14 protein-coding genes and 1 pseudogene are annotated in these 17,664 nt (G+C 41.1%); 4 read left to right on the top strand and 11 right to left on the bottom strand.

The window, feature by feature from the left end; all coding sequences use genetic code 11:
• The 3 genes and pseudogenes from ASJ81_RS17470 to ASJ81_RS17480 form a co-directional block, all read right to left on the bottom strand.
• A pseudogene (locus ASJ81_RS17470) lies at window positions 1–996 on the bottom strand (IS701 family transposase); the annotation flags it as partial.
• Window positions 997–1,339: 343 nt separating this feature from the next.
• On the bottom strand, window positions 1,340–2,467 hold the full coding sequence (locus ASJ81_RS17475; protein ID WP_245860253.1) for a DUF1015 domain-containing protein: 1,128 nt from the start codon (window positions 2,465–2,467) through the stop codon (window positions 1,340–1,342).
• Between the two features lie 135 nt (window positions 2,468–2,602).
• Complete coding sequence (locus ASJ81_RS17480) at window positions 2,603–3,973, bottom strand: MBL fold metallo-hydrolase (RefSeq protein WP_095645465.1); 1,371 nt, start codon at window positions 3,971–3,973, stop codon at window positions 2,603–2,605.
• Between the two features lie 301 nt (window positions 3,974–4,274).
• On the opposite strand from ASJ81_RS17480, the gene ASJ81_RS17485 reads away from it, so the two are divergent.
• Window positions 4,275–4,751, top strand: coding sequence for a hypothetical protein (locus tag ASJ81_RS17485; RefSeq protein WP_245860254.1), 477 nt, complete (start codon window positions 4,275–4,277; stop codon window positions 4,749–4,751).
• A gap of 240 nt (window positions 4,752–4,991) precedes the next feature.
• Here ASJ81_RS17485 and ASJ81_RS17490 read toward each other — a convergent pair whose 3' ends face one another.
• The 5 genes from ASJ81_RS17490 to ASJ81_RS17510 form a co-directional block, all read right to left on the bottom strand.
• A complete protein-coding gene (locus ASJ81_RS17490; protein WP_095645466.1) occupies window positions 4,992–6,104 on the bottom strand; it encodes a pyridoxal phosphate-dependent aminotransferase in 1,113 nt (370 codons plus the stop codon).
• 79 nt (window positions 6,105–6,183) lie between these two features.
• Window positions 6,184–6,798, bottom strand: a complete 615-nt coding sequence (hxlB, locus tag ASJ81_RS17495) for a 6-phospho-3-hexuloisomerase (protein WP_095645467.1) — start codon at window positions 6,796–6,798, stop codon at window positions 6,184–6,186.
• Window positions 6,799–7,363: 565 nt separating this feature from the next.
• A complete protein-coding gene (locus ASJ81_RS17500) occupies window positions 7,364–7,876 on the bottom strand; it encodes a hypothetical protein (RefSeq protein ID WP_095645468.1) in 513 nt (170 codons plus the stop codon).
• A gap of 14 nt (window positions 7,877–7,890) precedes the next feature.
• Window positions 7,891–8,250 carry a DUF2073 domain-containing protein gene (locus tag ASJ81_RS17505; protein WP_048106427.1) on the bottom strand — a complete coding sequence of 120 codons (360 nt, stop codon included), beginning with the start codon at window positions 8,248–8,250 and terminating at the stop codon, window positions 7,891–7,893.
• Between the two features lie 5 nt (window positions 8,251–8,255).
• Window positions 8,256–8,897, bottom strand: coding sequence for an Era-like GTP-binding protein (locus ASJ81_RS17510; protein WP_095645469.1), 642 nt, complete (start codon window positions 8,895–8,897; stop codon window positions 8,256–8,258).
• Between the two features lie 1,126 nt (window positions 8,898–10,023).
• Between ASJ81_RS17510 and ASJ81_RS17520 the strand changes: the two genes are divergently transcribed.
• Genes ASJ81_RS17520 through ASJ81_RS17530 form a run of 3 tightly spaced genes read left to right on the top strand, consistent with a single transcriptional unit; the run spans window position 10,024 to window position 11,611 of the window.
• Complete coding sequence (locus ASJ81_RS17520; protein WP_095645470.1) at window positions 10,024–10,887, top strand: shikimate kinase; 864 nt, start codon at window positions 10,024–10,026, stop codon at window positions 10,885–10,887.
• 14 nt (window positions 10,888–10,901) lie between these two features.
• Window positions 10,902–11,189 (top strand): chorismate mutase, encoded by a 288-nt coding sequence (locus ASJ81_RS17525; protein WP_048106422.1) that lies wholly within the window; start codon window positions 10,902–10,904, stop codon window positions 11,187–11,189.
• A gap of 20 nt (window positions 11,190–11,209) precedes the next feature.
• Window positions 11,210–11,611 (top strand): 5-(carboxyamino)imidazole ribonucleotide mutase, encoded by a 402-nt coding sequence (locus ASJ81_RS17530; protein WP_095645471.1) that lies wholly within the window; start codon window positions 11,210–11,212, stop codon window positions 11,609–11,611.
• A 471-nt stretch (window positions 11,612–12,082) separates the two neighbouring features.
• On the opposite strand, the gene ASJ81_RS17535 is transcribed toward ASJ81_RS17530, so the two are convergent.
• From ASJ81_RS17535 to ASJ81_RS17545, 3 genes are read right to left on the bottom strand one after another with little or no spacing between them, the layout of a single operon-like run.
• Complete coding sequence (locus ASJ81_RS17535; protein ID WP_095645472.1) at window positions 12,083–15,061, bottom strand: type I restriction endonuclease subunit R; 2,979 nt, start codon at window positions 15,059–15,061, stop codon at window positions 12,083–12,085.
• A gap of 2 nt (window positions 15,062–15,063) precedes the next feature.
• Window positions 15,064–16,518 (bottom strand): restriction endonuclease subunit S, encoded by a 1,455-nt coding sequence (locus ASJ81_RS17540; protein ID WP_095645473.1) that lies wholly within the window; start codon window positions 16,516–16,518, stop codon window positions 15,064–15,066.
• The gene (locus ASJ81_RS17545; protein WP_095645474.1) at window positions 16,508–17,569 is read right to left on the bottom strand and encodes a PDDEXK nuclease domain-containing protein; all 1,062 of its coding nucleotides are present in this window, start codon (window positions 17,567–17,569) and stop codon (window positions 16,508–16,510) included. Before ASJ81_RS17545 ends, ASJ81_RS17540 begins: the two co-directional genes overlap by 11 nt.
• Between the last annotated feature and the right edge of the window lie 95 nt (window positions 17,570–17,664).

Here is a 17,664-nt window from a genome sequence, read left to right on the forward strand (position 1 = left end):
GAAGTGTCCTCAGAGGCGTTGCAGAGTGAATATTTAATTTCATTAGATTCTATATCTTTACTTATGAGAAGCCATAATGGCTTCTCACAAGGTAATTTATTCTGACGTCTCCATACTTTAATAGCCTTAAAATAGACTTTTTTGTACCCTCTTTCCGTTTTTCTAACTTTGATAAGTTTCCATCCCTCAATTGAACTGGAAAGAGAATCGACGCTTGTTGATATTGTATTCAAAACCTTAGGGATAGTGGGTTTTCTTCCTCTTGTTCCCTTTTTATCAGGAACACCAACTAATGGTTCTTCAACATAAACAAGAGTATCAAAAGCTACGTCTGCAACAAAAGTTAAGCCTCTACTTTCAAGTTCTGCCAATAAAGCCGGATTTTCACCGTAAAATCCATCCATTGTAACATAGGAAAAAGGAACACCTTCCTCTATTGCGTTATCAATCATTTCAAGACCAAGTTCACTCTTGGTTCGGAACTTTATCTCCTCAGGACTTGTCATCAATCCATTTTTGTGGGAGATATAATCTCTCATCAATCAACATTCTCTTCTGTTCCTTAAAATAAGCAAGGAATACGCCAACCTGGCAATTATCCTTTTTTCCAAGGTTACCGCAATACTGATGAGAAACTCCGACAGAACAATTTCCAGATTTTTTTATGCTTGATTCGTCAAGTATAAGAACACCATTTTTACCTATAGTTTTAATGGCATTTGTTCGAACAGATTTGAGGAGATCTGTAGGATGCCAAGGAGAAGTTGAGATGAAATGGCTTATTGATTGGTTGTTAGAGCATTTACAACAATAGATTGCCATTTTTCTCATATTCTTCCTATAAGGGAGGATAATCAGACCATTAAGGTAATCAATACAGGTTGAAACAACACAACGAGTTTTCGTTTGGAAATAGGATTCAAGTTGTTTCTCTAAAATGTATTTTTCTACAGAAATATTATTTGACTTGATAAAGTCATCTGTTATTTGTTTCATTAAACCAAATTTATAGAGGAAAAATTATACTTCACGGTAGACGTGAAAAGGAAATGTGACAATGTCAAGATAAGTAAAAGATAAAAAAGTGAAAGGTAAATAAGTAAAAGATAAAGAAGTGAAAAATAGATAAATGAAAGATAGATAAGTGAAAGATAAGTAAATGGAAGATAGATAAGTGAAAGATAAGTAAATGAAAGATAACTGAAAGATAAAGAAGTGAAAGATAAAGAAATGAAAGATAACTGAAAGATAAAGAAGTGAAAGATAAAGAAATGAAAGATAACTGAAAGATAAAGAAATGAAAGATAAAAAAATGAAAGGGATTACACGATAGGAAGCCTTACGGAACAATCTTTCTGGCTTCGATATAATATCTCTTCTCATTTTCCTTTCCGAGCGAAAATGATTTTCTCGGAAGAACTCCTTTCTTTTTAATTAGAGAAAAAAAATCGCTCTTCTTCAACGGAGGAAGGAAGAAACCGATATTACCCTGTTTTTTTCCAAGTTTCTCCACTACTTCAGGATCATGCTCATATTCGATTGAGTAATTGTCAATGATCTCGTCAAGGGTTTCGACCTCCAGATCGTACACTGGATTATCAAAGACAAGCATACCAGACCTGTCTTTTGTAATAAACCCTATTGAATGTCCTGCAACCGGGAAATCAGTATTTGAGGGAGAAGTTCTTGTTTCTTCGATCCTTGCACTGAATTTCTTGAGCAGTTCTTCAGGCTCAATTCCGCTTACAATTCTGTGAATAGGTTCAAAGGAAAGCCCTGGATCATGAACATTTACAAGCTCAACCATCGCATACCTTGCAGGATGATCGACCTGTACTGTCCCTTTAATTTGTTCCCAGAAGCTCTTTGCAGCAGCAAGGCTGTGGTTTCCATCGCCAACAAGCAGGGTTCCCAGGTTCAGGATTTTATCCGAAATTTCTTTGATTATTTTTTCATTAATGATTCTGTAACCCGTGATGTGGCCGCCACCTTCCATCAGATCAAAATCATAAATCTTGTCCTCTTTACAAATAAAATCAACAGGGTTTCTTGGAATAACCGAGAAATAAGGATCTTCATACAACACTAAGATGTGTGAGAGTTCCAGTTCGGCGTTTTCCCTTATCCTGACTCTTGCAGGAAGCCTTTCTTTAATAGTGCCTTCAGTTGGTTTGATAAACGAGTCTGATCCGTTGAAATGATACTCTTCCAGATCTACTGCAACAACAAGCCCGGTTCTTTCCTTATCCGAGACCGAACGCCTTATGAGAATAAAGCAGGGGCCATAATCAACAAGAAACCTTTTGTAGTCACTTATGGTTTTATGAATCTTATTTACTCTATTTTTATCTAGCGGAAGATATATTTCCGGATAAATTAAATTAAAAGTAGAGGGGGCATCTCCAATAAATTCTTCAACTCTTTTCCAGTATTCCGGATCCTGAGTGTGCTGATCACAGGCAATCACTGCCCACTTTTCCCAATTATCGTTTGGAAGAAGAATGCGCGGAACATGTAAAATCATGGTATGTTAAAAAAAGAGAGAGAATATAAAGATTTCTAAATTCCTTTTTTGAGTGCACAGCTTTAAGAAAAAACAATTTTATTTTACTGTATTATATCCGGCGTTTTTCCATGCAGTCATGCTGCCAAGTACGTTATATACATTATTATAGCCATGCTTTTTCAAAATCGAAGTTGCTATACTGGAACGCCTGGAACTGTCACAATAAACAATTACCTGAGAGTCTTTCGGGATCTTATCCAGATTTATCTCAAGTTCCCCCACATATATGTTTTTGGCTCCCTGAATATGCCCCTCATCCCACTCCTTCTTTTTCCTGACATCCAGTAGTGTCATCTCCTCGTGCTCTTGCAGTTTATTTTTCAGATCGTGGACCGAGATAAAACTAATTTTGTCCACAGGTAAGGCTTTCATATACCAGGCTGCAATTCCGCCGTTCAAAAAACCAACGATGTTGTCATAACCCAGACGGACCAGGTACCTTACAGCAGTCTCAAGATGCTCTTTTTCCTCCAGCACGAGGAGTATGGGTTTATCATAAGGAAGAATCCAGCCCGCAAACGAAGGTATTCCGTTGAGCCAGAGACTATAGGTGTTTCTTATATGCGTTCCGCCAAAAGAATGTGGCATGCGGGTATCCACGACCACTGCTCCTTTTTCCATTTCTGCTCTGAACTCCACTGGTGAAAGCGGCTTCGGAACTGGCAGGCCCTGCAGCAGAGGAGGTCCCTGCAGGTTATACTGTTCCATTTTATAGAAGTAAGGAGGAAACTCAAGCTTCTCTTGAAGTTTGAACTTGATAAACTCCTCCCTGTTTGTCTTTTGCAGAGCAGGATTTTGTACACGCTCAAGTCCAAGCGTACTGTAGTCTCGTTTGGCGATAGCTCCCCCACAAACCGAGCCTGCACCGTGCGCAGGACATAGTATTACTCCGTCTCCCAGAGGAAGGATTTTATTAAATATACTGTCATAAAGGTTTGCTGCCAGCCGTGGAGCTTCCTCGGGGCCATAGAGATCGGTTCTTCCGGTATCGCCTACAAACAGGGCATCTCCTGTAAAAACCATTACTGGCTCTTTTCCCGTATCAAGGTCTGTCAGGGTATAGGACAGACTCTCATCCGTATGGCCAGGAGTATGTAAAGCAGTCAGTCTCATTGAGCCAAAATCGAACTCCTGGCCTTCATTCAAGTAGTTCCCGTATTTGAAATCTACTCCATGACCATGATAAATCTCTGCATCTGTAAGCTTCTTCAGTTCCAGGGAACCAATTAAGTAGTCCTCGTTTCTGTGGGTTTCAAAAATATATTTTATGTTCATACTCTCTCTTCTGGCAAGTTCGGCATAGACCTGACAGTCTCTTCGAGGGTCAATAACTATGGATTCATTTTCCGAACCTATGAAATAAGAAAGATGAGCCAGACCTTCCGATTTAATGCGCTCAAATTTCAAGCTAATCCCCCATTCTGTTTTATGTTATATTTTATGAACTAAATCTCTGCCTGCTGAAGATTTCTCGTTGTATTGTTATACAACCGTATATTTTATATTTTTTATTTTAAAGGTGCCAATAACAGTATCATAAATTTTATAAGAAATCAAAACTATATTGAATTTACTTTATAAGAATTCGATATAGTATATAGTAGTATACTGATTTCAGTATATGATAACGTTTTTAGGACATAAACTTATTGATTTTTTGGATACTCTCGTAACCTTTGTAGATCTTTAGCATAACAAGTTTACAGAGATGGTTGAACTGGCGAATAAGATAAGGAAAAAATTTATTGTTACACTGTCTCTCCTAACAATTGTTTTATTTATCTGTGTCTCTCTTCCCATAACCATTCCTTTTATTTTTACAGGATCAACTGCATCGTTTTTCATAATACACAACCATGATGTCAAAAGTCACGAAGTAACAGTTGAAGTGTTTGATCAGCATGATAAATCAATAATAAACGAAACCCACCATCTGGAACCTAAAAGCGATTTGTCACACTCTCGTCCTTTAAGTCTAAAGTTCTCTCGGGAAAAAAAGGAATATACATATAAGGTAACTGTAGATAAACAAATTACAAATATAACTAAAGTTGAGATTCCCAATCCTCGCACTTCTGTAGACATACGCTTATATTACAAATACTATGGTGAGATTCCTCATATGGACTACGAATCTCCTGAGATAATCCCCATCTTTGTAGAAACTGTAGAATGGATGTGCTGATAAACTATCGAGAAATATGGGCAGTCATTGAAAGAAGATCTGAATAAAGGAAGTCCGAAAAAAGAAAGCTTGAAAAAAGAAAGCTTGAAAAAAGAAAGTCTGAAAAAAGGAAGTCCGAAAAAAGAAGGTCTGAAAAACTGCCTCTGTTACAGGAAACTTTGAAAATTTTTCAGAGTACTTTCTCATGAATTTTTAAAATGTTTTTAAAATATTTATTTGAGTTAGTTTCGGACTACGCTCTCAAAGGACTTTTTCCATTATGCCTAAAGCTTTTTCAATATCTTTCATTGAAGCCGCATAGGAAAATCGAATATGTCCATCTCCTTCGCTTCCGAAGGCTGTACCCGGAGTGACAATAATGCCGTTTGAGATCAATTTTGAGGCTACTTCTGAGGAGTTTGAGACTTTCGGGAAGGCGTAGAAAGCTCCTTTCGGGAGAGCACATTCCATCCCTAACTCATTCAGCCCTTTTACGAGTACATCCCTGCGCTTTCTGAACTCATCTAACATAACTTTGACTGAGTCTTTAGGTCCTGTCAATGCTGCATAAGCTGCTTTCTGAGCGATTGAATTGGCGCAGGCCTGAATATACTGGTGTACCTTAAGCATCTGACCTATGTATTCTTTCTGGGCTGCTACGTAGCCAAGCCTCCAGCCGGTCATAGCATAGCTTTTTGAGGTAGCATTTACCGTAATAACATTGTCCGAATAACTGGCAGGGCTTACATGTTCTCCTTCATAGATGAAGTATTCATAGACTTCGTCCGAAATAATGGTTATATTATGGTCGTCTGCAATCTCGGCCAGGGCTTTTATATCGGCTCTGCTTGCGACAGTTCCTGTAGGATTTGAAGGAGAATTAAGGATAAGAGCTCGGGTTTTAGGGGTAATTTTCTCAAGCACGGTCTCAGGCTTCATGGTAAGGTCTTCGGCAAGGGGGACACTTACAGCTTTACCACTGACGATCTGGGTCAGTGCATTATAAGAAACAAAGCCCGGGTTTGAGATAAGAACTTCATCTCCAGGGTTTAGCAGGGCTGTAAGGGCAATGGCAAGAGCTTCAGATGCTCCCGAGGTAACAATTATTTCTTCAGGAGAAACCGTGAACCTGTTTTCTTCCTGGAATTTGGAGCTCAGGGCTTCTCTTAACTCCGGAATTCCCGAGCCGACCGTATAGCCCGTAAAACCTTCGTTTATAGCTTTTACTGCCGCTGCCTTGATATGCTCTGGAGTATCAAAATCAGGCTGTCCAAGCCCAAGGTTAATGGCATCCGAGCCTGCAGCTTCGAAAATCTTCCTGATTCCTGAGATGTCGATTCTGGCTACGTTATCTGAAAATTTTCTTTCCTTCAAATTGAGCCCTCCTGTATCCTTATAAGTTAACTGTGTTTAGATGGATCTGATGCTTTCTAGCGATTTAGCGGTTAAGGCTTTATTCAATATTCGTATGTCTCGATTTCAGTTCGGCTTCAGAGGCGCCTGTGAGCGTTATAAGCTGAGAAATTATCGAATCAAGGAAAATAAGTGATGCAATTTCAAAAGATGTGCCCAGAGGTGGCATAGTTTTGTAACCTCCCCGCATATTTCTTTCAAGGTAACCGTCTGCGTCAGGGTCATTTTTAGTCTTGCTAGGAAGGATCATAGCAATATCCGAGATTCTGCCGAGTGTGGATTCTTTTTTAGATGTAACCGTTATGAGAGTTGCGCCAATGTCTTTTACTATTTTCCCGAGATCAGCTATAGAGTGGGTTTCTCCTGACCCTGAAATGGCAATCACCACATCCTCGGGTCTGACAGCAGGAGTTGTAGTTTCACCAACCACATACACACTGAATCCAAGGTGCATAAGCCTCATTGCAAAAGCTTTGGCAACAAGCCCGGACCTTCCGGCTCCCAACAAAAAAATTCTTTTGCCTTCCAGAATTTTCTGGATCATCGACCTTATGGCTTCTCTATCTAGTCTGTCAATTATCTCATTGAGGTTTACTGCAATCAGTTTCATTGATAGTAGTACGTCTTCGCAGTTGTTTACCTGAACTTTTTCCATATGAGTTCTCCGAAAAACATTGGGTTAAGTGCTGGTTAAATGCCTGATTTTATAATAATTAATTGATGAGTTATATAATAATTAACTGATAATAGTTAATTGATAGATCCTATAATAATTAACCATTTATGATTAACTGATAACAGTTAACTGATAACAATAACCAATTACGATTAACTGATAGCAGTTAACCAATTACGATTAACTGATAAAAGTTAACTGATAACAATAACCAATTACGATTAACTGATAACAATTAACCAATACGATTAACTGATAAAAGTTAACCAATTACGATTAACTGATAACAATTAACCAATTACGATTAACTGATAACAATTAACCAATTACGATTAACTGATAACAATTAACCAATTACGATTAACTGATAACAATTAACCGACAACAATAACTGATTATGTCTTATTTACCTGCCTATGTCAGCATCAAATAGAAAATGCTCCTGAAACTTTACCAAAATCTTTACTCAAATCTACAGTGCAGATCTCAGGGCAAACTTCGGAAGCCTTCTTTTCACCTTGCTGCAGTGCTGGCAGTCCTGACTTTATTTGCTTACTTGCGACTCAGTTTTATAATTAATATTTTTCAGTTCCCAATTTTCAATGTTACTTTTAAATTCGTGATATAGCCTCTGGATGTCACAGTCGTTCCCATTCCAATAAAAGTCTTTACGTGTTTCTCCTTTTTGGAGCTCTTCAAGTATAAATTTTGATAAGTGAAAAAGGGCTTTTTTATTGGAAAAAGGAATACTATAGTTTACGCGATAACCACCGGCTGTTTTTCCATAGGACACAAGTGTGTACCCTTTACTCTCATATTCCGTAATCTCATCAAAGTTGCAGATAATTTCAAATTCATGAACTGTAGACTGGTCAACTTTTGAAATTCCAATTAGTATCTGCGCTATAATGTAATCAGGAACTTTCCGTCCAAACCACACGGCGATTTTCCCGTAAGTACAGATTAAGTTGACGTCATTCCTGCCCATCTCAAAGGAGCCTAGAGACTGGGGAGGGTAGATTATAGCTTCCTCATCTTGGGTCTTCTGGGCACACATTGCTTCCACTTCGTTTACTTACTTGCAGAGACAAGTGCACTTATGAGATTCCGATCTTTTTTAAGGGTTTTGAGCTGGTTTGCAGGCCCTATTACCGTAAGTCTCTTACTGCTCTGTCTTTTGAGAATTTTTCCAAGAAATGAGCCGTCCGTATTTGCAGGATAACTTTGCATCTCGATGCCCGAAAAAACATCAGGCTGAATCACTGACATTGTCATTTCTATAAGCTTTGCTTCCTCCATCGGGTTCAGGCCCTTTTCAAGCACCAGGATTTTACCTTTTCGTACCTCATCGATTATGTATCTGACCTTTTCCATCGAAGCCATCTGAGAGATTCTGGCTTCGGATACCAAATCAAGTTGAATTCCCTGCATACGGATCACCCGAACTGTTTTGCTAGAGCTTCATAAAACGAGTCCATTCCCACTCCTTCAAGGGCAGAAACTGGCACCATAGGATGCTGGGGGAAAGCTTCCTTTATGACAGATGGATCAGCATCAGGAAGGTCTACCTTGTTTGCTACTATAAGAAGTGGAAGGTTTCTGGCTTCCATGTTCCCTATTACTGTTACATTGACCTGGGTATAGGGATTTTCTGTAGAATCCATAACAAGTATGACACCGTCAAGGTCATCCAACCATTTGACAGCTTCGATTACGCCTTCTGTTGCTTCTTTGGACCGTTTTTTGGATTCGGAATCACTCATTCCCTGCTCCATGAAGTCATGGAAATCGATTTTTGTGGCAAGCCCGGGCGTGTCTACGATATCAAGGTTGATTGTGTGCCCATTGGTCTCAATACTTATCTCGTTCCTTCTCTTGGCATGCCGGGTTTCATGAGCTATATGAGAAACAGAACCCATAGTTTCATCAGCTCCGACCCAATCCTTGAGGATCCGATTACTAAGGGTCGTCTTACCGGCATTTGGGGGGCCGTAAATTCCTATGCATGCTCCTTTTTTCTTGAACAGTTTATTGAACATTTTTGAAAAGCTTACCTTAAATCGTTCAAACATATTCATAGCTTCCCTCCTTTGGGAAAAGCATAGTACCTAAGGATTTCTCGGATTGCTTTCCTTTACGGATTGGTACTTAAATTTAATCTCTTGATCCATGCATTTATGCAACTTCTATTTATCGTACTGAGGGGATTGGGGAAAATTGTAGATGTTTTTCCCTTTCCAGTGTATCTGGAAGTAAATTGGAAGTTTAAGACCCTTTCTACGATAGAATAGAAAGTGCCTCCGTGGAAATAACACCGGAATATAAATAAATTGCTTTCTATCGCCTAATTCCCTCACCACATTAATAAAAAAGCTTTTTATCCATAAACAAAAAGCTTTCTATCCAGAAGACTTCAAGCTCTTCCAAATTTTTTATAAGTATTAATTTTTTATATGTGCACTGATGTTCTGCACTTTACTTTATATTTTTTCCTATTTTATCCATTCAATCTTAAAAATATAAATTGTTTTTATTAAGAATATCTTCTGGTATCTTTCTCACTTAACTCTTTTTGTAACATTTTACAGCTCAATTTCCCTCTATTTATACTTAAGATATCTTTCAGAAACTCTAAAATATTTTTATAAATCTAAAAATATTTTTTGAGCAGCTCAGAGCATTGAAAGGTAAATCAATGATCTCGATTTAAGATGTTAGTTATATATTTAACTCTTTTATTACTTTTGAGATCTTTATATGAATGCATAGAAATTTTACCCTGGAAATCTTTTCATTTTTATTGACCGCTCTTCAAGAACTGGATTATTCAGTAGTTTTCCGTCAGGTTGGGGCTTGAATGAAACCTTTGTGCCTGTTTTGGTCCCCATTTTTTCAGTCCGTTATTAAGGATGGGAAGTATGTAAGTAGATCCACCTGCCTGCTATACTTTCCTGGCCCTGATAATTATTTCATATTTTTGATTAAATTCGTTAGATCTGAAATTAGAAACGTTTGTTCCTGATTCAAATAGTATCCTCTGATCAGATTTGGAAATATTTCTTGTATATGTGATTCAACTTTGCTATTTATGTTTGTAAATTTCCGCTTTTTTATGAATACTTTCAAAGCTTTGCATTTCAGGAGACCTGGGTCCTGTGAAGAAACGCAGTAAAAAATATTAAAGAATAATGCATTCTGAGGATGATGATACTTGAAGGGCGTGCCTGCGCGTCGGGAGCAGGAACCATTATCGCGGCATTTGCAACCTGGAAAGGTGCGGCATTCGGAACTGGCTTAAAAACATATTCAGAGGTGGAACTCTCGGACCGCGAAAGAAAAGTCCGCGGATCTATTGAGGGAATGCCTGAAGCAGACACTTTTCTTATTGAAAGGTGTGTTGAACTTGTGCTTGAACACTTCGAGATTAAACTTGGGGGCAAGGTAAAAACAAGCAGCAATATTCCTCTTGCAGGCGGACTCAAGAGCAGCAGTGCAGCTGCCAATGCAACCGTACTGGCGACCTTAAACGCTATAGGAGAGTCAATGCCTCCTCTTGACGCTGTAAAACTTGGGGTAAGAGCTGCAAGAGAAGCAAAAGTAACCATAACAGGGTCTTTTGATGACGCTTGTGCTTCTTTTTTCGGCGGAGTTGTGATTACCGACAATCGAAAACTGGAACTGCTTAAAAGAGAAGAATACAATTCAAAGGTCCTGATCTTTGCGCCGAACAGGAAAGTGTTCAGTTCACAAACAAATGTCAAACGTTCGGAACTCATTGCTCCGTATATAGATCTGGCATATGAACTTGCGCTGGCAGGAGAGTATGAAAAAGCAATGACTTTAAACGGTTTCCTCTACTGCAGCGCCCTTGGCTTTGATACCGAATGCATTCTTCAAGCCCTGGAATGCGGTGTAAAAGGGGTAAGTCTATCCGGATCCGGCCCGGCATACGTTGCGCTTGTTAAAGAAAGCCAGGTCGAAGAGCTCAGGTCGGCCTGGGAGAGCTGTGGGATGGAAGGCAGGGTTATAGAAACCTCTATAAATAACAGAGATGCAATGTCTTTATAAAACGAGGGTTTCACTTGAACGAACTTGAGGACATCCGCAGAGAAATTGAGGAAATTGATAGGGAAATACTTGCCCTCATTGATAGAAGAGTAAATATGGCCGAAAGAGTGCTTGAATCAAAAAGAATAAATGGAACTTCGATAAATGACCAGAAGCAAAACGAGGTTGTAATTAACAGAGCTTTAAATGCCGCAACCGAGCTCAACCTTGATCCGGGTTCCATAAAGGCCATTTTTGAGGTTCTTATCAGGATGAGTATTGAGCGCCAAAACGAGTTAAGCGGCAAAGGAAGACTGCCCTGACTGCTCAGGAGAAGCTAAAAATGGTTGATATCTCAGTAATTATGGGTTCCGAATCCGACAGGTCTATCGCCAACCGTGCGGTATCCGTACTTGAAAAGAGCAAATACACTTACGAAGTAATGGTTATCTCTGCTCACAGGAACCCTGACGAACTTGAAAGCTACGTCTCAAGCACCGATGCAAAGGTCTTTATTACAATTGCAGGTTTGTCTGCAGCCCTTCCCGGGGTTGTAGCTTCCAGAACAAAAAGACCTGTAGTCGGAGTCCCTGTTAGCGCGAAGCTTGGCGGACTCGATGCCCTGCTCTCCATTGCCCAGATGCCCCCTGGAGTGCCTGTAGGAAGCGTAGGGATAGATAACGGAGCAAACGGTGCGCATCTTGCTCTGCGAATTCTGGACTTGATTGATACTGTGAAGCCTTAAGGAGCCTGTAAAAAGCTCTCACTCAGGCTTAATGTAGTAAGAATCAACTACTAAAATCAGCTACTAAAAATCAACTACTAAAATCAACTACTAAAAATCAACTACTAAAATCAACTACTAAGTTGAATCGGCAGTAAACTTAGCCGACTGTTTACAAAATTCGGTCGGCTCACTCCGAAAATTCTTTATTAGACTATCGGAATTATTTAGTATATGTTAACTTTGATTATTCTTTTATTCATTCCTTTGTTAAGTCATCTGTTCAGTCCGTTCAACCTTGTAAGCTTAAGTTGTAAAAAAGTACTTTGAAAAACAACTATAAATTCTCTGTTTTTTACATAAAGGATTTCAATCCACACATCCATCAAGGGTGCGACGCCGTTCTTTGCATATTGTCTTAAGACCTTTCATAGAGATTTTAGCACAATGTCTACCTGTTCAACTGCTAGTGGAATATCGTTAGGATTGTTATTATGAATAAGTCAGTGAAAATAAAGTATCCAGGACGACACGGCGGAAAGACTCATTATCACTAAATTGTTTGAAGAATTCGGTCTCAATACTCATGCGTGCAATTGCCGCGCGTTGAGCAGCTTTGTCAAGCTCAATGCGAGCGTTTTGCTTGTCCGAGTTTTTTCTGGCATTCTGGTAAGCGGTGTCTGCCAGTACCGCTGCAGGCAGTTCTTCGGTTATCAGATGGATAATCCTATCGGAGTCAGTCCAGCGAATGCCGCCAAACTGGTCGTTAAAACTCTTGATGATATTACTGAGCCGGTCTAACTCTGGTTCGGGTTTAAACCCGCTACTGCTTGCAGGTACAGGTTCGATTTCGGCATCCGAATCCGGCAGCTGAATTTTTACCACAGCCTGTTTTTCAACCCTGTAACTATCCATATCTATGGCTTCGAGGATGCCCTTTGAGAGGTCTTCTTCAATAGGGGCTGGCAATTTGGGTACAAGGAAGTTAAGGAATATTGAGAGCTTTTCCCATTCGGCATCCGTATATGGAATAACCGAAGCAAGGAAGCCATAGGTACGGTTGAAAGCTTTTGCTTTGCTTTTGAAATCAACCTGTCCGTCTTCATCAAGCTGTTCTTTATAAACGGCTACACAGGCATCAAGAATGGGATCAAGTTTATCGCGGTCAGAGCCGCTGAGATAAAGTTCAACTAACTTCTCGATATCCTCAGGTGAATAGACCTGGTAGCTGTCAAGGTCGGCCTTCAGGTCATGAAGTTTGTTGGGGTCAGTCTCGTCACTCAGAAGTGTAGTACGGTAGTAATTTGAGAAAGCAGCCTGGATTGTATCAGTGTTATTCATGAAATCGAGCACAAAAACGTCATGCTTCTGAGGGTGTGCTCGGTTAAGCCTTGAGAGTGTCTGAACAGCCTTGATATCAGATAGCACCTTGTCTACGTACATCGTATGCAGAAGCGGCTCATCATAGCCGGTCTGGAATTTGTCGGCACAGATAAGGAACCTGTAAGGATCTTCTTTGATCTTCTCTTCGATCTTATTTGATGGAAAGCCGTTGATTAAGGCCTCGGTAACTTTTACTCCGCCGTATTCGCGCTCTCCAGAAAAAGCAACAATTGCCTGATATGGGCTCTTCCTTTCACTTAGGTAGTTGTGAATGGCATAATAGTACTGAATTGCACGTTCAACTCCATCCGTAACCACCATTGCCCTGGCCTGCCTCCCTATCTTGTCAAGCGCGATTACCTGTTCATGAAAATGATCTACCATGATCTCAGCTTTGAGCTGGATAGCGTGGTCATGGTTTTCTACGTATTTACGCAGCTTCTTTTTCGCTCTTTTGGTATCGAATTCAGGATCTCCCTCTACAGTTTTGATAAGTTTATAGTAACTGTTCACAGGAGTATAGTAACTTAGCACGTCCAGAATGAAACCTTCCTGAATCGCCTGCTTCATGGTGTAGCTGTGGAAAGACCGGTGCTTGACCTGTCCAGCTTCCCCATAGGGCTCCCCGAATAATTCAAGAGTTTTGTTTTTGGGAGTTGCGGTAAATGCAAAATAACTGGCATTTGGCAGTATTTTACGTGCCTGCATTCGTTTTTCCAGTGCATCGTTGATGGTATCTTCTGGATCAAAGAGGGCTTCGTTCATGGCTGCTGATGTGCGTCCTCCCTGACTGGAGTGAGCCTCATCGATTATGATTGCAAATTTTCGTCCACGGTGGTCCGTTCCAATCTCATCGAGGATAAACGGAAACTTCTGGACCGTGGAAATGATTATCTTTTTCCCGCCTTCAATGAACTTCCTGAGGTCACCTGAGTGTTCGGCGTGCCCTACTGTTGAGCTTACCTGAGCAAATTGTTTGATTGTTTCACAGATCTGTTTATCAAGAATACGCCTGTCAGTGATGACAATGATGGAATCGAAGATCTCTTTGTCCTTTTTCTTGAGGTCAATGAGCTGACGTGCTAGCCAGGCAATGGAATTGCTTTTGCCACTGCCAGCCGAATGCTGGATAAGATATCGGTTGCCTACACCGTGTTGACCTGCATGAGCAAGAAGTTTCCTGACTACGTCGAGCTGGTGATACCGAGGGAAAATCTGTACTTCCCTGTCGATTTTTTTTGTTTTTTCGTTTTTGTACTTCACTACCTGTGCGTAGTTTTCAAGAATATTGGTAAGGCCTTTCGGCGTGAGAATGCGCTTCCAGAGGTAATCGGTCTTGATGCCGTTCGGATTTGGAGGGTTGCCTGCACCGTCATTGTAGCCCTGGTTGAAGGGAAGGAACCAGGAGCTATCACCTTTCAAGTGAGTACAGAATTTCACTTCCTGGTCATCAACAGCAAAATGAACTATACATCTCCCAAACTGGAATAGGAGCTCTTTTGCGTCACGGTCATTTTTATACTGTTCTACAGCATCTGCCACTGTCTGCTTTGTGAGGCTGTTTTTGAGCTCAAAGGTAGCTACAGGCAGTCCGTTGATGAAAAGCGCAAGATCGAGGGCAAGCTTTGTTTCATCCCGGCTGTACCTGAGCTGCCTGGTTACACTGAAGCGGTTCAGAGCATTGAGTTCTTCATACTTTGTGTTTCCTGGCGTGGGAGTTCCATAGAAAAGATCGATATCATGAGGCCCGTGCTTTATGCCTTTGCGCAGCACGTCGATTATGCCTCGCTTTGTGATTTCGCCTTGCAGGCGGAAGAGGAATTTCTGTCGTGTTGGGCTGGAATTTCCAAGGTCAAGAGCTTCTACCAGTTCGGGCTGTGTTGATTTCAGGAAAGCAATTAATTGCACAAGGTCAACGGCGTACTCACGGTTGTAGTCCTGCCAGCGCCCGAGTATCCAGCCGGTACCACCGTAAAGAGCACTTGGTTCTCTGCCTATGTCTGTCTGTACCTGAGAAGGTGCTGGCTTTCCGGTCATCGCTTCAACAATAAGGGTTTCGAGACCTTTTTCTGTGGTATCGGTTGGCATGTTTATTCTTCCTCTGGTTCGCTTTCAAGCTCTTCTTCAGCCGTTTCGTCGTCTCCGGCAAATTCATCTTCGAAAACTTCTGTTTCATCGGTTTCTTCAGGAAGGTTCGCAGCCGCCTCTCTCACATCCAGTTTTCCAGTTACAACGTCAGCTATCAGGCGGGTGCGGTATTCGCGGAGGATGGATATTTCACGAGATATTCCAGACATAGCTCGTTCAATTCCCTCTAATTCATTCTCAACTTTGTCAAGAATTAAGTCTTGCTCTTCTACTTTTGGAAGAGGAATGGGAAATTGTCCTATTGTTGTCTTGTTTGTAGAAGCAAGGTTAGTTGTCTGTTTTCCCGTCCGGAGAAAATATTCCTTTGCGTATTGAGAACTAAGCAAAATTCCCAAGTAATAAGGTTTAAGACGGCTAATATTAGGGCGAACAGCGAAAATATGATTCTGATGTAAGCAAGGATATATTTGACCTTCCCAAACACATCCACGGCCTAATTTGTCAGGATCTCCTCCTTCTGTCATCAGTACGTCACCTTTTTGAAGTCGACTACGTTTTGCCTCTTCGGCTGGAACTTCAATGGTTTTAATTTCTGAAAGATTCACATGACCCTCTTGAACGTTGGCAACTCGTAGATAAGGGAACTCTACAAGCTCTTGACCAAGGTATTGTTTACCAAGAGTTATACCAGATTGAACAGTGGATAATGCCTTGAGTGGTAATACTTCCCAATGCTCTGGTATTTCCCCTAACCATTCCACCCCCGACGGCTTGAGCTTAACATTTGGATCAAGTCCACGGGTGACGGCTTGATGGATAATTGCCTGCTTCTGTTCCTCCAGCAGTTTGATAAGTTTCTTTTTTGCACGGATATAGTGCCGGATGCGCCGGTCGATATAGTCAAGGTAATGAACGATGGCGGATTGTTCGGGAAGGGGTGGAATATAAATGGGTAATGAGCGCACCTTTTCAGCGTTCAGATTTGCCTGTGTGCTTGAATTAGACAGAAGAGTAATGTATGGCTGAAGGCTCTCAAGAAAATATAGAGTGAATTCAGTTTCTAATTCCAAGTTTCTGGTTTTGATACCAATAATAGCCTGATTTATAGCTGCCTCGATTTCTAGGACGGACACAGTACCAAGACTCGCATACATAGAGTAGAGAAGAGTTCCTTTTGGGAGTACCTCTAGGTTTTTTGAAGCTCGTCCCTTCTCAGTGATTGCCTTGATTGTTGATTTCACATGTCTTTGATGTGTCATATCTGCGATCATTAACCAAGGTAAACCTTTAGACGCGTTGCAGTAATAGTCTCCATTTCCAGAATCTGGCGTGCCTCCAGCATAAAAACGCTCAACACACTGTTTCAACCTTTTAACAACCCAATGCTCAGGCACTTTTCCCAGCCACAACACGCCTGAATCTTTGTATGTTGGGTAAGGTTTGAGGTTATGAATCATTGTAAGCCCCCTTTGCCTCGTTCAAGGTATAAAACTCGTGGAGTTTGGCCCTGAGAAGCTTCCTGTCAGGCAGGCGAGTCTGGTATTCCGAAACTAAAGCAGGAGACAGAGTACGGCTAAGGGCGTATTCTACTACCTCGATGTCTCTGGTAGCACAGAGCAGAAGGCCGATACTGGGCTGTTCATGAGGCTTCTTCACATTACGGTCCAGAGCTTCCAGATAAAATTCAAGCTTTCCCAGATATTCAGGCTTGAACTCATCGACTTTAAGCTCTATAGCCACCAGACAATTCAGGCTGCGGTGAAAAAACAGAAGATCAAGGGCAAAATCGTGGCTTCCTACCTGCAAAAGATATTGTTCTCCTATAAATGCAAAATCTGCTCCGAGTTCAAGTAGAAAATTACGAAGGTTTGCCACAAGCCCTTTTTGGAGATCAGCTTCGGAATGCTTTTCTGGCAGGTCAAGGAAATCAAGAAGATAGGCATCCTTGAAAATAGAATTCACATCCGGGTGCAGTTGTTTCAATGCCGCTGACGCTTTCGGAGGAGAAATAACAGCCTGTTCAAAAAGTGCGCCTGCAAGCTGCCTTTCCAGTTCGCGTTTTGTCCAGTGCTCTCGCAGACACATCTGCAGATAAAACTCACGCTCTTCCGGCTGTTTGCAACGGCTCATAATCAGGAGGTTGTGTGTCCAGGGTAATTGTCTCACCAGTGGTGAGACTTTTTCATCGTAGCGGTAAGTCTCGTAAAACTGCCTCATCCGAAACAGATTTGGCCTTGTAAACCCTCGAATCTCAGGGTGGTAAGTGGAAATATGTCCGGCAAGCTGGTTCACAACACCTTCGCCCCATTCCGCAGTCTGTAGTTTACGGCTGATATATTCACCCACCTGCCAGTAAAGGTCAATCAGGGCTTTATTGGCAGCAGTAAACGCCCCTTGGCGAGCGTTCCGGATAAGTTCCACCACTTCTTCAAAGGCACCTTCGTCAAACGATATTGAAATATCATGAGAAGTTCTTGCAGTATTTCGTGATGATCTGGGCTGCTTCATCTTTTACCCTTTCCTATATCCGGTTTTATAAAGCCGCTAAATACCGAACCTTTCGAAAATAAACCGGTGTTTCCGTACGCAGAGGAATATTTGAG

This window comes from Methanosarcina spelaei, assembly GCF_002287235.1.
Taxonomy (GTDB): domain Archaea; phylum Halobacteriota; class Methanosarcinia; order Methanosarcinales; family Methanosarcinaceae; genus Methanosarcina; species Methanosarcina spelaei.

What these genes read in the sequence shown, in the direction of transcription:
- ASJ81_RS17485 (WP_245860254.1), top strand. Translation starts at nt 4,275, where the DNA reads ATGGTTGAACTGGCGAATAAGATAAGGAAAAAATTTATTGTTACACTG.
- hxlB (WP_095645467.1), bottom strand. Translation starts at nt 6,798, where the DNA reads ATGGAAAAAGTTCAGGTAAACAACTGCGAAGACGTACTACTATCAATG.
- ASJ81_RS17500 (WP_095645468.1), bottom strand. Translation starts at nt 7,876, where the DNA reads ATGTGTGCCCAGAAGACCCAAGATGAGGAAGCTATAATCTACCCTCCC.
- ASJ81_RS17505 (WP_048106427.1), bottom strand. Translation starts at nt 8,250, where the DNA reads ATGCAGGGAATTCAACTTGATTTGGTATCCGAAGCCAGAATCTCTCAG.
- ASJ81_RS17510 (WP_095645469.1), bottom strand. Translation starts at nt 8,897, where the DNA reads ATGAATATGTTTGAACGATTTAAGGTAAGCTTTTCAAAAATGTTCAAT.
- ASJ81_RS17520 (WP_095645470.1), top strand. Translation starts at nt 10,024, where the DNA reads ATGATACTTGAAGGGCGTGCCTGCGCGTCGGGAGCAGGAACCATTATC.
- ASJ81_RS17530 (WP_095645471.1), top strand. Translation starts at nt 11,210, where the DNA reads ATGGTTGATATCTCAGTAATTATGGGTTCCGAATCCGACAGGTCTATC.
- ASJ81_RS17535 (WP_095645472.1), bottom strand. Translation starts at nt 15,061, where the DNA reads ATGCCAACCGATACCACAGAAAAAGGTCTCGAAACCCTTATTGTTGAA.
- ASJ81_RS17540 (WP_095645473.1), bottom strand. Translation starts at nt 16,518, where the DNA reads ATGATTCATAACCTCAAACCTTACCCAACATACAAAGATTCAGGCGTG.
- ASJ81_RS17545 (WP_095645474.1), bottom strand. Translation starts at nt 17,569, where the DNA reads ATGAAGCAGCCCAGATCATCACGAAATACTGCAAGAACTTCTCATGAT.